This window comes from Stenotrophomonas sp. BR163 (genome assembly GCF_047520985.2).
In the GTDB taxonomy this organism is placed as follows: Bacteria; Pseudomonadota; Gammaproteobacteria; order Xanthomonadales; family Xanthomonadaceae; genus Stenotrophomonas; species Stenotrophomonas sepilia.
In genome coordinates this window covers 184,767-199,356 of sequence record NZ_JAXBRE020000001.1, presented here as the reverse complement: position 1 = coordinate 199,356, position 14,590 = coordinate 184,767, and the positions used below count along the sequence as shown (strand labels likewise).

At 65.7% G+C, this 14,590-nt stretch carries 15 protein-coding genes; 9 read left to right on the top strand and 6 right to left on the bottom strand.

Annotated features, from left to right (window positions below):
* The first annotated feature begins 5 nt into the window (after positions 1 to 5).
* Positions 6 to 629, top strand: a complete 624-nt coding sequence (locus tag ACM0PY_RS00935; protein ID WP_005417591.1) for a rhomboid family intramembrane serine protease — start codon at positions 6 to 8, stop codon at positions 627 to 629.
* Positions 630 to 677: 48 nt separating this feature from the next.
* On the opposite strand, the gene ACM0PY_RS00930 is transcribed toward ACM0PY_RS00935, so the two are convergent.
* Entirely contained in the window at positions 678 to 839 is a 162-nt protein-coding gene (locus ACM0PY_RS00930) for a hypothetical protein (protein ID WP_180883853.1), read from the bottom strand.
* A gap of 208 nt (positions 840 to 1,047) precedes the next feature.
* Between ACM0PY_RS00930 and ACM0PY_RS00925 the strand changes: the two genes are divergently transcribed.
* The 4 genes from ACM0PY_RS00925 (at position 1,048) to ACM0PY_RS00910 (ending at position 4,331) form a co-directional block, all read left to right on the top strand.
* Positions 1,048 to 1,350, top strand: coding sequence for a GNAT family N-acetyltransferase (locus tag ACM0PY_RS00925; protein ID WP_005417588.1), 303 nt, complete (start codon positions 1,048 to 1,050; stop codon positions 1,348 to 1,350).
* Positions 1,351 to 1,387: 37 nt separating this feature from the next.
* Complete coding sequence (locus ACM0PY_RS00920) at positions 1,388 to 2,269, top strand: DUF3298 and DUF4163 domain-containing protein (protein WP_134972247.1); 882 nt, start codon at positions 1,388 to 1,390, stop codon at positions 2,267 to 2,269.
* Positions 2,270 to 2,288: 19 nt separating this feature from the next.
* Complete coding sequence (gene cfa / locus ACM0PY_RS00915) at positions 2,289 to 3,404, top strand: cyclopropane fatty acyl phospholipid synthase (protein WP_180883857.1); 1,116 nt, start codon at positions 2,289 to 2,291, stop codon at positions 3,402 to 3,404.
* A 150-nt stretch (positions 3,405 to 3,554) separates the two neighbouring features.
* Positions 3,555 to 4,331, top strand: a complete 777-nt coding sequence (locus ACM0PY_RS00910) for a hypothetical protein (RefSeq protein WP_235646702.1) — start codon at positions 3,555 to 3,557, stop codon at positions 4,329 to 4,331.
* A 63-nt stretch (positions 4,332 to 4,394) separates the two neighbouring features.
* On the opposite strand, the gene ACM0PY_RS00905 is transcribed toward ACM0PY_RS00910, so the two are convergent.
* Entirely contained in the window at positions 4,395 to 6,563 is a 2,169-nt protein-coding gene (locus ACM0PY_RS00905) for a M3 family metallopeptidase (RefSeq protein ID WP_180883861.1), read from the bottom strand.
* A 130-nt stretch (positions 6,564 to 6,693) separates the two neighbouring features.
* Between ACM0PY_RS00905 and ACM0PY_RS00900 the strand changes: the two genes are divergently transcribed.
* Positions 6,694 to 7,173, top strand: coding sequence for a glutathione peroxidase (locus ACM0PY_RS00900; RefSeq protein WP_134972241.1), 480 nt, complete (start codon positions 6,694 to 6,696; stop codon positions 7,171 to 7,173).
* A gap of 93 nt (positions 7,174 to 7,266) precedes the next feature.
* On the opposite strand, the gene ACM0PY_RS00895 is transcribed toward ACM0PY_RS00900, so the two are convergent.
* The 4 genes from ACM0PY_RS00895 to ACM0PY_RS00880 form a co-directional block, all read right to left on the bottom strand.
* A complete protein-coding gene (locus ACM0PY_RS00895) occupies positions 7,267 to 8,046 on the bottom strand; it encodes a ferredoxin--NADP reductase (RefSeq protein ID WP_134972240.1) in 780 nt (259 codons plus the stop codon).
* Positions 8,047 to 8,126: 80 nt separating this feature from the next.
* Positions 8,127 to 9,998, bottom strand: a complete 1,872-nt coding sequence (locus ACM0PY_RS00890; RefSeq protein WP_180883863.1) for an ABC transporter ATP-binding protein — start codon at positions 9,996 to 9,998, stop codon at positions 8,127 to 8,129.
* Positions 9,999 to 10,356: 358 nt separating this feature from the next.
* A complete protein-coding gene (locus tag ACM0PY_RS00885) occupies positions 10,357 to 10,806 on the bottom strand; it encodes a carboxymuconolactone decarboxylase family protein (RefSeq protein WP_134972238.1) in 450 nt (149 codons plus the stop codon).
* A gap of 36 nt (positions 10,807 to 10,842) precedes the next feature.
* Positions 10,843 to 11,739 (bottom strand): RNA polymerase sigma-70 factor, encoded by an 897-nt coding sequence (locus tag ACM0PY_RS00880; RefSeq protein WP_180883865.1) that lies wholly within the window; start codon positions 11,737 to 11,739, stop codon positions 10,843 to 10,845.
* Between the two features lie 146 nt (positions 11,740 to 11,885).
* Between ACM0PY_RS00880 and ACM0PY_RS00875 the strand changes: the two genes are divergently transcribed.
* The 3 genes from ACM0PY_RS00875 to ACM0PY_RS00865 all read left to right on the top strand — a co-directional run bounded on the left by ACM0PY_RS00875 (position 11,886) and on the right by ACM0PY_RS00865 (position 14,558).
* A complete protein-coding gene (locus tag ACM0PY_RS00875) occupies positions 11,886 to 13,403 on the top strand; it encodes a fumarate hydratase (protein WP_005417564.1) in 1,518 nt (505 codons plus the stop codon).
* Between the two features lie 122 nt (positions 13,404 to 13,525).
* Positions 13,526 to 13,864, top strand: a complete 339-nt coding sequence (locus tag ACM0PY_RS00870; protein WP_005417563.1) for a hypothetical protein — start codon at positions 13,526 to 13,528, stop codon at positions 13,862 to 13,864.
* A 58-nt stretch (positions 13,865 to 13,922) separates the two neighbouring features.
* Positions 13,923 to 14,558 (top strand): glutathione S-transferase family protein, encoded by a 636-nt coding sequence (locus ACM0PY_RS00865; RefSeq protein ID WP_180883867.1) that lies wholly within the window; start codon positions 13,923 to 13,925, stop codon positions 14,556 to 14,558.
* The last annotated feature ends 32 nt before the right edge of the window (positions 14,559 to 14,590 follow it).

The following is a 14,590-nucleotide window of genomic DNA, read 5'->3' as shown; positions in this document are numbered from 1 at the left end:
CTGACATGACCCCCGTCAATCTGCTGTTGATCGCCATCACCGCCATCCTGTCGTGGATGGCGTTCAACAACCGCAAGCTGGCCGATCGCCTGATCCTGTGGCCGCCGGCCGTCGACCGCCATCGCCAGTACGACCGGCTGGTGACCTATGGCTTCATCCACGCCGACTGGTCGCACCTGATCTTCAACATGATCACCCTGTTCTTCTTCGGGGGATTCATCGAGAGCGTGATGGTGCAGCTGACCGGCAGCTACCTGACCTACCCGGCGTTCTACATCGGCGCGCTGCTGGTCTCGATCCTGCCCAGCTACCTGAAGAACCAGAAGAATCCGAACTACCTCAGCCTCGGGGCATCCGGTGCGGTGTCGGCGGTCCTGTTCGCCTTCATCCTGATCAAGCCGTGGTCGATCATCCTGGTGTTCTTCATCCCGGCACCGGCGATCATCTATGCCGCGTTCTACGTCGGCTACAGCATCTGGATGGACAAGCGCGGCGGCGATCGCATCAACCACAGCGCGCACCTGGCAGGTGCGGCGTTCGGCGTGATCTTCATGCTGGCCATGCAGCCGAGCATCTTCAACCACTTCCTGCGCGAACTCTCCAACCCGACCTTCCGCCTGGGCGGCTGAAGCGTGCCAGGGTCGGATCCTGCGGATCCGACCCCGGCGTATCCGGTTTCAGGCCTGGGTCGTGTGGCCGTAGGTATCCAGCAGGCGGGCGAACACTTCCTCGCCGATGCGCTGGAAATCCTGATCCTCGGTCTGCCCTTCCACCGCCAGTTGCAGCAGGCCCTCCAGCAGGGCGCGGTCGGTATCGGAATGGGAATTGCTGGCGTGCATGGGAGCCTCCACGGTGGTGCGCATGGTCAACGGTCGCAAGGGTCGTGCCAGCCTGGCCGTACCCCTCCATAGGCGATAGCGGCCGGCCCGCCTCCAGCTTGAGGGCGAAAACTGACGTGAATGGACTGGACTTGCCCCTGTTCAGGCTTCACGCGATCATGGCGCCCGGCTGCGCACCATCCACGCAGTCGCCGCAGGAGACAGTTCCATGGCTTCGGTCACGCCCCCCGGTCTGGCCTACGAGGTCGAACACGACCTGGCCAACCACCGCTTCACCGCCCGTGTGCGAGGACAGCTGGCGGTGCTGGACTACCAGATCAAGCGCAAGCGCATGGTGATCACCCACACCGAGGTGCCCGAGCCGATCGCCGGCCGTGGCATCGCCGGTGAGTTGACCCGCGTGGCACTGCGTTTCGCCCGCGAGCAGAAGTACAAGGTGGTGCCGGCATGTTCCTACGCCGAGGCTTTCCTGCAGCGGCACGAGGAGTACCACGACCTGCTCGTTGGCTGAGTGCCAGCGGGCCACGCTTCAGCCATGGCAGGCGATGATGTACAAACATGAACAGGGGATCCCGATGAAGATTGGAAACAACCGGCCACTGCACGGCAGCGTGCTGGCCGGCGTGGTGGGCGTGCTGTTGCTGGCCGGTTGCCAGCGTGAAAGCGAGCCGGCACCGGCGACCGACGCGGCGCCCGCCGCCGAAGCCACCGCCGCCGGCGAGACGCCGGCCACGGAAGCGCCGCTGGACCTGCGCGACGTGATCGAAAACAACGAGCGTGAGGTGGTGGGCATCAGCTACCCGGCGGGTATCGACCGCTACCCCGGCCTGGCGCGCGCGCTGCAGGACTATGCCACCAGCGCACGCAGCGACCTGCAGCAGGCGCTGGACGGGCTGGGCAACGACAAGCCGACCATGCCCTACGAGCTGTCGCTGAGCTTCGAGAAGCTGCTGGAAACGCCGCAGCTGGTGGTGGTCAGTGCCGATGGCAGCCGCTATACCGGTGGCGCCCATGGCGAACCACTGGTGGCGCGCTTCGTGTGGCTGCCGCAGCAGCAGCAGATGCTCAGCGCCGACAAGCTGGTGGCCGATGCCAAGGGCTGGAAGGTGATCAGTGAGTTCGTCGCCGACCAGCTGCGCGAACGCGTGGCCACGCGGCTCAGCGGCGAGGACATGGACCCGGCCCAACTGCAGGAATCGCTGCGCAACGCATCGCGCATGATCGCCGACGGTACTGGCCCGCAGGCCGACAATTTCAGCCAGTTCCAGCCACTGACCGACGACAAGGGGCAGATCACCGCGCTGCGCTTTGTTTTCCCTCCGTACCAGGTGGGTCCATACTCGGACGGCACCCAGACCGCCGATGTACCGGCGGCGGTGCTGTTGCCGCACGTGGCCAAGGACTACGTGGAGCTGTTCGCACGCGGTTGACCGCAGTCGAGGAGGTGACGTGGATACAGGGTTGCAGGAGCGGGTCGCCGGCCTGCTCCACGAAGCCGGGGTCCGCATCGGCGGTACCCAGCCACAGGACATCCAGGTGCATGACCCGCGCTTCTTCGCGCGGGTCATGGGCCAAGGCTCGCTCGGCCTGGGCGAGAGCTACATGGAAGGGTGGTGGGATGCGAACGTCCTGGATGAATTCCTCGCCCACCTGATGCAGGCGCACCTGGATGAACGGGTGCACGGCTGGCGCGAAGTGGCCGATGCGCTGAAGGCGCGCCTGTTCAACCTGCAGGCGGGGCAGGGCAGCTACGAGGTCGGGCGCCGTCATTACGACCTGGGCAACGATCTCTACCAGGCCATGCTGGGCCAGCGCCTGGTCTACAGCTGCGGCTATTGGCGCAACGCCGATGATCTCGACGCCGCACAGGAAGCCAAGCTCGACCTGGTCTGCCGAAAGCTGGGCCTGCGCCCGGGCCAGCGCGTGCTGGACATCGGCTGCGGTTGGGGCGAAGCGCTGAAGTTCGCCGCTGAGCGCTACGGTGTGAGTGGCGTCGGCGTGACGATTTCGCAGGAGCAGGCCGAGTTCGCGCGGAACCTGTGCGCGGGCCTGCCGATCGAGATCCGATTGCAGGACTACCGTGAGCTGGACGAACCGTTCGATGCGATTTTCTCGATCGGCATGTTCGAGCACGTCGGTGACAAGAACTACGCGGGCTTTTTCGAGGTGGTCAAGCGTTGCCTGTCGCCGCGCGGCCTGCTGCTGTTGCACACCATCGGCACCAACATCTCCCGGCATCGCACCGATCCGTGGATCGCGCGCTACATCTTTCCCAACTCGATGCTGCCGTCGGCGGCGCAGATCACCCGGGCGTTCGAAGGCCGTTTCGTGCTGGAAGACTGGCACAACTTCGGCACCGACTACGACCTGACCCTGCAGGCCTGGCGGCGCAACGTGGAAGCAGCGTGGCCGCGGCTGGATGCGCACTACGAAGAGCACTTCCGGCGAATGTGGCGCTTCTACCTGGCCGGGTCGATGGCCACCTTCCGCTGCCGGCATGCGCAGCTGTGGCAGCTGGTGCTGTCGCCGGAAGGCGTGCCGGGCGGGTACGTGGCGCCACGGTAGTGTTGCGTCGGGAGAGAGGGATAGATCGGGCCTGATACGACACTCATTGACGTTGGCTACGGGTATTGCACGGTCTGCTCTCCGCAAGGGTGTCGACGACGCTAAGCTGTCGGGTCGGCGGCATTACCGCATTCCTGAAGGCGTTGCAGCATGGGTTGGGACATCACCTACCATCCAGTCGCGGACTCGGAAATCCGCGACCTCTATTTCCGTGCGCTGGAGGACGCGACGCTGGTTGAGCCGCTGCAACAGCAGTTCCGGATCGAACCGTTCTACATGGAGCAGCTGCAGGAACGCATCGACGAGGCACGCTCGATCAGCGCAGACGTGCCCTTCGAGAAGGGGCATGCTTTGTACCTGGCGATCGTGGCCGGTCACCTGCGCAGGTATCACTATCTTCGCGGGAGCGCCCTTTCGTTCTTCATCGACGATCCGGTGGTGGCCCGCTATTTCGCGGACTGGCGTCAACTGGTGCCGCCACAGTGGGCGGACGCCGCTTCAGGCAACCACCTGCGCGAAAACTACAGTGGTGGTGTGTTCATCACGCATGACCGGCTGAAGCAGATGCGCGCGGACTACGTCGGGCACAATGACCTGCGCGCGCGTCTGGACGAGCTGTTTTCCGACGGTCGACTGGCCGTGTTCTGGAGCGTTGTCGATGATGCCATCGGCAAGGGATGCGGATTGCTGGAAGCAAGCGAGGTGGTCGAGCCGAATCCGATGGACCTCAACGCATCGACCAGCATGAGCAATCTGCTCAACTGCGCCCCCGATGGCGCGTTGCTGTACGCAGAGGCCGTCGCGGCGCAGCTGGCGCAGTTCATGCCGGAAACTCCGGATACGGATACGGATACGGATACGGATACGGATACGGCTCCGGCGGCAAACACGCAGAAACGATGGTGGGAACGATTGTTCCGGCGATGACCTCAACTAAAAAAACCGCCCGGTCTGCCGGGCGGTTTTCGTTTCACGCTACCGCGCAGGCGATCAGTTGCCGGCGCCGGTCAGGCCACGCTTTTCCAGCAGCGGTTCGATCTGCGGCTCGTGGCCGGCGAAATCGCGGAACAGCTGCATCGCGTCGACGCTGCCGCCCTTGGACAGCAGGGTGGCACGGAAGTGGTCGCCGTTCTTGCGGCTCAGGCCGCCATTGTCCTTGAACCACTTCTGGGTGTTGGCATCAAGCACTTCCGACCAGATGTAGGCGTAGTAGCCGGCCGAATAGCCGCCCATGATGTGGCTGAAGTACGGGGTCCTGTAACGCGGCGGAACCGGCGCGTAGTAGATGCCGTCCTTCTCCAGTGCGGCGCGCTCGAAGGCCATCACGTCCTTGGCCGCCGGCACCTGGTCCGGGCCGATCTGGTGCCAGCGCTGATCCAGCATGGCCGCGCCCAGGTACTCGGTGGTGGCGAAGCCCTGGTTGAACTTGGCCGCCGCCAGTACCTTGTCCAGCAGCGCCTGCGGCATCGCCGAACCGTTCTGGTAGTGCTTGGCGTAGTTCTTCAGGATGACCGGGTTGTCAGCCCACATCTCGTTGACCTGCGAGGGGAACTCGACGAAGTCACGCGGCACCGAGGTACCCGAGAAGTACGGGTACTTCACGTTGGAGAACATGCCGTGCAGGGCGTGGCCGAACTCGTGGAAGGTGGTGTTCACCTCATCCCAGGTCAGCAGGGTCGGCTGGCCGGCCGGCGGCTTCGGGATGTTCAGGTGGTTGGCGACCACCGGCTTGAAGCCGGTCAGCTTGGACTGCGAGACGTAGGAGTTCATCCACGCACCACCGCGCTTGGAGGCGCGTGCATACGGGTCGAAGATGAAGATCGCCAGCTGGCTGCCGTCGGCATCGAACACGTCGTAGACGGTGACGTCATCGTGATAGACCGGCAGGTCGGTGCGCTGCTTGAAGGTCAGGCCGAATTCCAGGTTGGCGGCATGGAACACGCCGTTCTCCAGCACGTTCTTCATTTCGAAGTACGGCTTCAGCTGCGACTCGTCGAAGTTGTACTTGGCCTGGCGCACCTTCTCGCTGTAGAAGGCCCAGTCCCACGGTTCCAGCTTGAACGTCGGCTTGCCGGCCGCCTTCTGTTCCTGGTCGATCATCGCCTGCAGGTCGGCAGCTTCGCGCTTGGCGTTGGCCACGGCGGCCGGAGCCAGCTTGCCCAGCATCGCGTTGACCGCTTCGGGGGTCTTGGCGGTCTGGTTGGTCAGGTTGTAGGCGGCGAAGTTCGGGAAGCCCATCAGCTTGGCCTTGTCGGCACGCAGCTGCATGATGCGCGAGACCAGCGCGGTGTTGTCGAACTCACCGCCACGGCTGCCACGGCTGACCGACGCTTCGTAGATCTTCTGGCGCAGGGCGCGGTTGGCCAGGTTGGTCAGCGGCGGCTGGCCGGTGGTGTTGAGCAGGGTGATCACGTACTTGCCGTCCTGGCCGCGGGCCTTGGCAGCTTCGGCGGCGGCGGCGATCTGCTCCTTGGACAGGCCGTCCAGCTCCTTGACGTCGTCGACGGTGATCGCCGAAGCGTTCACTTCCGACTGCACGTTCTGGCTGAACTTGGTACCCAGGTTGGCCAGCTCGGCGTTCATCTCCTTCAGCTTGGCCTTGTCGGCTTCGGACAGCTTGGCACCGGCGCGCACGTAGTTGTCGTAGTACTTCTCGACCAGGCGTACGCCTTCGGCGTCCAGTCCCAGCTGGCCGCGGGTGTCGTACAGCGCCTGGATGCGGGCGAACAGCTTGCCGTTCAGCGCGATCGCATCGCTGTGCGCGGCGAACTTCGCCGAGTAGTCGGCCTGCAGCTTCTTGCGGGTGTCATTTGTATCGGCACCGACCAGGCTGAAGAACACGGTGGTCGCACGGTCGAGGATGTCACCGCTCTTTTCCAGGGCGATGATGGTGTTGTCGAAGGTCGGCTTGGCCTTGTTGTTGGCGATCGCTTCCACTTCCTTCAGCTGCTGCGCCATGCCGGCGTCGAAGGCCGGGGCGAAGTCGCTGTCCTTGATCCTGTCGAACTGCGGATAATGCAGGGGCAGCGGGCTTTCGGCGAAGAACGGATTGGCCTGCTGGGCATGGGTGCTGGCAGCCGGGGTGGCGGCGCCGGCCGAGAAGGCGGGCAGGGCAAGGCCGAGGGACATGGCCACGGCAAGGGCAAGGCGGGTGGTCAAGGCAGGAACTCCGGTAAGGCAAACAAGGGCCCGAGGGTAACCCGGCCGGCGGCGCCCGCACTTGTGTCAAAAGGCATGTTGCCGGCTCCGGGCGCGGGTACCATGCATTCACCGCCCACGGCCCGCCCTCATGACCAGCGCCTACGATTTCAGCTTCCGTGACCTCGACGGCCAGCCGCAGGCGCTGGCCCGTTATCAGGGCCACCCGTTGCTGCTGGTGAACGTTGCCAGCCGCTGTGGGTTCACCCCGCAGTACACCGGGCTGGAACAGCTGTGGCAGGACTACCGCGAACGCGGCCTGCTGGTGATCGGCTTCCCGTGCAACCAGTTCGGCGCGCAGGAGCCGGGGGACGCGGCGCAGATCCGCCAGTTCTGTTCGCTGGACTATCCGGTCAGCTTTCCGCTGTCGGAGAAGATCGAGGTCAACGGCGAGGGCGCTGATCCGTTGTGGGCCTGGATGACGCAGGAAAAGCGTGGCCTGCTCGGCAGTGCCCGCATCAAGTGGAATTTCAGCAAGTTCCTGGTCGATCGCCAGGGGCAGGTGGTGTCGCGGCATGCGCCCACCACCCGGCCGGAGCAGTTGCGCAGCGCGATCGAAGCGCTGCTGTAGAGCCGAGCCCACGCTCGGCTGCTTTTCCGGCGACTTCGAGGGCGCGCGCCGCGCGCAAGCCGAGCGCGGGCTCGGCTCTACAGATGCGACGGGTTATTTTTCGACGAACGCGCGTTCGAACACGTAGTGGCCCGGTTGGCCGATGCGCGACGAAACCTGGAAACCCCGGGCATCGAGCACGGTGCGAAGATCGGCCAGCATCTGCGGGCTGCCGCAGATCATCGCGCGGTCGTTTTCCGGGCTCAGTTCCGGCAGGCCGAGGGTGCGCTGCATCTCGCCGCTCTCCATCAGCTGGGTCAGGCGGCCCTGGTTGGCGAACGGCTCGCGGGTGACGGCCGGGTAGTACAGCAGCTTGTCGCCGATCATCTCGCCGAGGAACTCGTGCTCACGCAGTTCCTTCTCGAAGTAATCGCGGTAGGCCAGGTCCTTTTCGTAGCGCACGCCGTGGCACAGGATCACCTTCTCGAAGCGCTCGTAGGTTTCCGGGTCCTTGATGACCGACAGCCACGGCGCCAGGCCGGTGCCGGTGCCCAGCAGGTACAGGTTCCTGCCGGGATGCAGGTCGCTGATCAGCAGGGTGCCGGTGGGCTTCTTGCCGACCAGTACCTTGTCGCCCGGCTTGATGTGCTGCAGGCGCGAGGTCAGCGGGCCGTCCTGCACCTTGATGCTGAAGAACTCCAGCTGTTCTTCCCAGTTGGCACTGGCAATGGAATAGGCGCGCAGCAGCGGTCGCGCCTCGGTTTCCAGGCCGATCATCACGAACTGGCCGTTCTCGAAGCGGAAACCGCTGTCGCGGGTGGTGGTGAAGCTGAAGTAGGCATCGGTCCAGTGACGGACCTCAAGCACCGTTTCGGCGCCGAAAGCGGAGGACATGGGCGTATCTATCGAAAGTCGTCGGGGGTGATTCTATCTCAAATGAGACAAGTTCTCATTGGGCGGAACGAGAGGCGTTCTCAGCGGTAACCCGCCGCCTGCAGCTCGAACAGCTCGGCATAGCGGCCGCCCTGCGCCATCAGCTGCGCATGGGTGCCGCTGGCCTCGATCCGGCCATCGGCCAGCACCAGGATGCGGTCGGCCATGCGTACCGAGGAAAAGCGGTGGGAAATCAGTACTGCGGTGCGATTATCCGCCAGTTCCCTGAACCGCTGGAACACCTCGAACTCACTGCGGGCATCCAGCGCTGCCGTTGGCTCATCCAGGATCATCACCTGCGCATTGCGCATCCATGCGCGGGCAATGGCGATCTTCTGCCATTGGCCACCGGACAGGTCCACGCCCTGCTTGAAGCGGCGGCCGATCTGCTGGTCGTAGCCGCCGGGCAGGTCGTCGATGACTTCCTCGGCCATGCCGCGTCGCGCCGCGTCAGCGATGCGTGCCTGGTCGTCCATCGCCTCGACCTGGCCGACGCCGATGTTCTCGCCGGCGCTGAGGTTGTAGCGCACGAAGTCCTGGAAGATCACCCCGAGGTTGGCGCGCAGGTCATCCAGGTCGTAATCGCGCAGGTCGCGGCCGTCGAGCAGGATGCGGCCTTCGTCCGGCTCGTAAAGCCGTGCCAGCAGTTTCACCAGGGTGGTCTTGCCGGCACCGTTCTCGCCGACCAGGGCCAGCACTTCGCCGGCGCGCAGCTGGAAATCCAGGTGGCGCACCGCCCACTGTTCGGCATCGGGGTAGCGGAAGCCGACGTTCTCGAATACGAAGCCCTGGCGGATCGGTTGCGGCACGCGCACGGCCCCATCGCGCGAGTGGATTTCCGGCTGGATCTGGAAGAACGAGAACAGGTCATCCAGGTACAGCGCCTGGCTGGCCACCTGCGAGAAGCCGATCAGCAGGCCTTCCAGCAGCTGGCGCAGGCGCAGGAAGCTGCCGGCTAGGAAGGTCAGGTCGCCGATCGAGAAGTCCCCACGCACCGTGCGCCATGCGATGTAGGCGTAGGCGGTGTAATACCCCAGCGTGCCCAGCGCAGCCAGCAGCGTGCCCCAGAACGCGCGGCGCCGTGCCAGGGCGCGGTTGGCCTGGAACAATGCCACCGACAGGCGCCGGTAGCGCTCCACCAGGAAGCGGTGCAGGTTGTAGATCTTCACTTCCTTGGCCGTTTCCACGCTGGCGCCCAGCTGGCGCAGGTAGTCGAGCTGGCGGCGCTCGGGCGTCCACTGGAAGTTGAGGCTGTAGCCGGCCGCGTTGAAGTGCGATTCGCCAATGAAGGCCGGCACCAGTGCCAGCGCCAGCAGCAGGATCAGCCACGGCGCGTAGACCAGCAGGCCGACGGCGAGGCTGGCCACGGTGATCGCGTCCTGCACCTGGCCGAACAGCTGGCTCATCAGGTTCATCCGGCCCATGGTCTGGCGCCGCGCACGGTCCAGCTTGTCCTGCAGGTCCGGGTCTTCGAAATCCTCCAGGTCCAGCGTCGCGGCGTGTTCCATCAGGCGGATGCTGGTGGCGTTGGCGAAGAGTTCGGAAAGCAGAGCGTCGGCGTAGCTGACCAGTCGGCCGAGCAGGTCCGAGGCGATGGCCAGGCCGAATTCCAGTGCCAGCAGGCCCAGCAGTGGATTGAGCAGGCCGCTGGACAGCGCCTCGCCCAGCGGCGGGTAGCCGGCATCGTGCTGGCTCAGGTGCAGGGCGCTGTCGATGATCAACTTGCCGACGTACAGCATCGCCACCGGCAGCAGGGCACGGATCAGGCGCAGCCCCAGGCTGGCCAGGGTGAGCGCCGGACTGGTCTTCCAGACCATGCGCAGGAACGGCGGCAGATTGCGCATCGCCCTGAAGCGCTGGCGCAGGCTGGGTTTCTTCGCGGCGGCAGCGCCAGCGGTGGGGGAAGCAGGCATGCGCGTATTGTGCGCGCCTGACCGTGCAGATGGGGTCAGTGCAGCCGTGTGGCCGGCACCGGGGTCAGATCCCTTTGCCACACAAAGGGATCTGACCCTCCCGTATCCATGCACGGCGTGGATCGACCGTGTCGACCACGGTCGACACCTACCAGCAGCTCCAGTGAACTATCGAAGGCGGGGTGGGTCAGGTCGCAGAGGCGTGAGCCGCATGGATGCGGCGACCGAGCTTACATGGACGTACTTGCAGCGCCCCTGCGACCTGATCCACCCCGCCAACCCACAGTAGCGCCGGCTTTTGATGTTGCTCTGGTTGTTGCCTCTGCGGGTGCCGGGCGGCAGCCCGGCCAGCCCCCCGTTACGGCAGCGGCGGCAGCAGCCCCGCACCCAGCCGGTTCCAGGCATTGATCACCGCAATGCCCATGCTCAGGTCACTGATGCCCTTCTCATCGAAGTGCGGCGCCAATGCATCGAACGTCGCCTGCGACGGCGCACCGTCGGTCAGCCGGGTCAGCGCCTCGGCCCAGCCCAGCGCCGCACGTTCGCGCGCATCGAAGAAGCGGCTTTCGTGCCAGGCGGGCAGGGTGTCCAGCTTGCGCAGCTCGATGCCGCCCTTGCGCAGCGCCGTGCCGTGCATGTCCATGCAGTAGCCGCAGCCGTTGAGCTGCGACACGCGCAGGAACACCAGTTCCATCAGGGTCGGATCAATCGAGCTGTCATGCACCGCCTGGCTGGTGGCCAGCAGGCCCTTGAAGGCCTCGGCGGCCAGGCGGGTGTAGGGGACGCGGGGGGAGGTGTGATCGGACATCGTGGGCTCCACTGCGGCCACGATGGCCGCCTTTCATCACAAGGACGCCGCAGCGTTGTGGTGCGTGACAACCTTCGGCAATTTTTCTGGATTCAGCACGCTGTACACGTTGGCGATGCGGCCATCGACCACCTCGATGGTGGTGATCGAGTGCAGGCGGTCGCCCTGGAAGCGCAGGATCGCCGGTTCGCCGTTGACGTAGCCCAGCTGGGCCGGATGCACCGCGCCGCGGCGCGCGATGGCCCAGAACAGGCGGCCGATGCGCTCGGCGCCCAGCAGCGGGCGGATCGCGGCGGTAACCACGCCGCCGCCGTCGGAGACCAGCAGCGCGTTGGCGTGCAGCAGGGCCTGGATCGCCTCGCTGTCGCCGCGCTGCGAGGCATCCATGAAGCGCGCCAGCAGCTGCCGGTGCTGGCTGGCGTCGGCGTTGAAGCGCGGCCGCCCGGCCTGCAACCGCTGCCGGGCGCGATGCACCAGTTGCCGGCAGTTGGCTTCGCTGTGCCCGATCAGGTCGGCGATTTCGCGGTAGTCGTGGTCAAAGGCCTCCTTCAGCAGGAACGCGGCGCGTTCCTCGGGGCCGAGCTGTTCGAGCAGGGTCAGGAAGGCGACCGAGACGTCGTTGGCCAGCGCATGCAGCTGGGCCGGACCGGGCGCCGGGTCCGGCTCCAGGGTGACCGCCAGCGGTTCGGCCAGCCATGGGCCGACATAGTGCGCGCGCTCGCGCCTGGCCGCTCGCAGCCGGTCCAGGCCGAGCCGGGTGGTGGTGGTGACCAGCCAGGCCTCAGCATCGCGGACGCCGGCAGGATCGGCGCCGGACCAGCGCAGCCAGGCGTCCTGGACCACGTCTTCGGCGTCGGCGCGGCTGCCGAGCAGGCGATAGGCCAGCGCCATCAGGCGCGGGCGGTGGGTCTGGAAAACGGTTTCGGCGTTCATGTGGGCAAGGACGCCGCAGTGGCGCGTGGCGTGACAGAGCGTCGGGGGAATCTTGCCGGCCAGCGGCCGGCACGACCACCCCGGAGCCGGGGGAGGGGGTAAAATGGGCGGATTACCCCCGCCAGCCTCGAGCAAGCGAGCAAGCCGTGACATCGATCAAGCAGGAAGACCTCATCCAGTCCATCGCCGACGCGCTGCAGTACATCTCGTACTACCACCCGGTCGACTACATCAAGAACCTCGCCGCCGCCTACGAGCGCGAGGAGTCGCCGGCCGCGAAGGAAGCGATGGCCCAGATCCTGATCAATTCGCGGATGTGCGCCGAAGGCCACCGTCCGATCTGCCAGGACACCGGCATCGTCACCGTGTTCCTGGAAATCGGCATGGACGTGCGTTGGGATGACGCCACCATGGGCGTGGAAGACATGGCCAATGAGGGCGTTCGCCGCGCCTACATGCATCCGGACAACAAGCTGCGCGCCTCGGTGCTGGCTGATCCGGCCGGCAAGCGGATCAATACCAAGGACAACACCCCGGGCGTGGTCAACGTCAAGGTGGTGCCGGGCAACAAGGTCGACGTCATCGTTGCCGCCAAGGGCGGTGGTTCGGAAGCGAAGACCAAGTTCGCCATGCTCAACCCGTCCGACTCCATCGTCGACTGGGTGCTGAAGACCGTGCCCACCATGGGCGCCGGCTGGTGCCCGCCGGGCATGCTCGGCATCGGCATCGGTGGCACCGCCGAGAAGGCGATGCTGCTGGCCAAGGAGGCGCTGATGGAACCGATCGACATCACCGAGCTGCAGGCCCGTGGTGCCTCCAACCGCATCGAGGAGCTGCGCCTGGAGTTGTATGAGAAGGTCAATGCGCTGGGCATCGGCGCGCAGGGCCTGGGCGGCCTGACCACTGTGCTGGACATCAAGATCAACGACTATCCGACCCATGCGGCCAACCTGCCGGTGGCGATGATCCCGAACTGCGCCGCCACCCGCCATGCGCACTTCACCCTGGATGGCAGTGGCCCGGTGATGCTGGACCCGCCGTCGCTGGAAGACTGGCCGAAGCTGACCTATGACGCGTCCAAGGGCACCCGGGTGGACCTGGACACGATCACCCCGGAAGACGTGGCCAGCTGGAAGCCGGGCCAGACCCTGCTGCTCAACGGCAAGCTGCTGACCGGCCGCGATGCCGCGCACAAGCGCATGGTCGACATGCTCAACAAGGGCGAGGAACTGCCGGTCGACCTGAAGGGCCGCTTCATCTATTACGTCGGCCCGGTCGATCCGGTGCGCGACGAAGTGGTGGGCCCGGCCGGCCCGACCACGGCGACCCGCATGGACAAGTTCACCGAGCAGGTACTGGCACAGACCGGCCTGCTGGGCATGGTCGGCAAGGCCGAGCGCGGCCCGGCCGCCATCGAGGCGATCAGGAAGCACAAGTCGGCCTACCTGATGGCCGTTGGTGGTTCGGCCTACCTCGTGTCGAAGGCGATCAAGGCGGCCAAGGTCGTTGGCTTCGCCGACCTGGGCATGGAAGCGATCTACGAGTTCACCGTGCAAGACATGCCCGTGACCGTGGCGGTGGATTCCACCGGCGAATCGGTGCACAAGACCGGCCCGCGCGAATGGCAGGCCCGCATCGGCAAGATTCCGGTGGTGGTGGAGTAAGCCCTCCATCCCGGACCAGACAACGGCGCCCCTGTGGCGCCGTTGTTGTGTGGGCAAAAATATTGATGTTCCGGTAGCGGTTGATCTGCTACGGTCGGAACACCCTCGCACAGGACGTGTCCATGGCCCTGCATCGGTTCATCGTGGTAGGCGTGCTGCTGGCCCTGGCCGGTTGCAGCACCCCGGCGTCGTACGAAGGCGCGGATTTCCCCGCATCGGCGCAATGCCGCGTGCAGTGCCAGGCCGGCTATCGCAGCTGCATGGCGCAGAATGACTCCCTCGGCAGCCGCCAGAGCAACTGCGAGCAGCAGGTGGTGCCGGCGCCGGACAAGCGCTGCAAGGACGTGGACAATCCGGACCTGCGCCGTGCCTGCGAACTGAAGACGCACGACTGCGCGATGCGCGCGCCGATGATGTCCTGTGGCGAGCGCCGGGATTCCTGCATGAGCAGCTGCGGCTGAGCAATGATCGCGCGCGTGGGCGCATAATCGGCTGATCCACCCGCACAGGATCTTCCGCATGAGCACCACGCTGTATGGTTCGACCAGTACCGCCGCGCTGGTCGTGCACTGGCTGCTGATCGAGCTCGGCATCGAGCATGAACTGGTGCTGCTGGATTTCGACGCGCGCGAGCACAAGGCGGCGCAGTACCTGGCGCTCAATCCGGCCGGTGTGGTGCCGACACTGTTGATCGATGGCCTGGTACTGACGGAAGCGGCGGCCATCGCCCTGTACCTGGCCGATCGCCACCCGGAGGCCGGCCTGCTCCCGGTGCCGGGCACGCCGCAGCGTGGCGATGCCTACCGCTGGATGTTCTGGTGTGCCAATACGCTGCAGCCGGCCTATCGGGCCTGGTTCTATCCGCATGAAATGGCCGGCGAGGCGAACGTCGAGGCCAGCCGCGAGAGGGCGCGTCAGCGGCTCGAAGCGGCCTGGCAGCACGTTGCCGCTCACCTGCAGGCGCACGGCCCGTACCTGCTGGGCGCCAGGCCCTGCGTGGTCGACTACATGCTGGTGATGCTGATGCGCTGGTCGCGCAACATGCCCAGGCCCAGTGACACCTGGCCGGTGCTCAAGGCGCATGCCACCTCGATGAAGGCGCGCCCGGCGTTCGCCGAGGTCTACCGACGCGAAGGCATCACCGACTGGCGGTGACCAAAAAAGGGGACGGAGGGAATTAAGTCGTT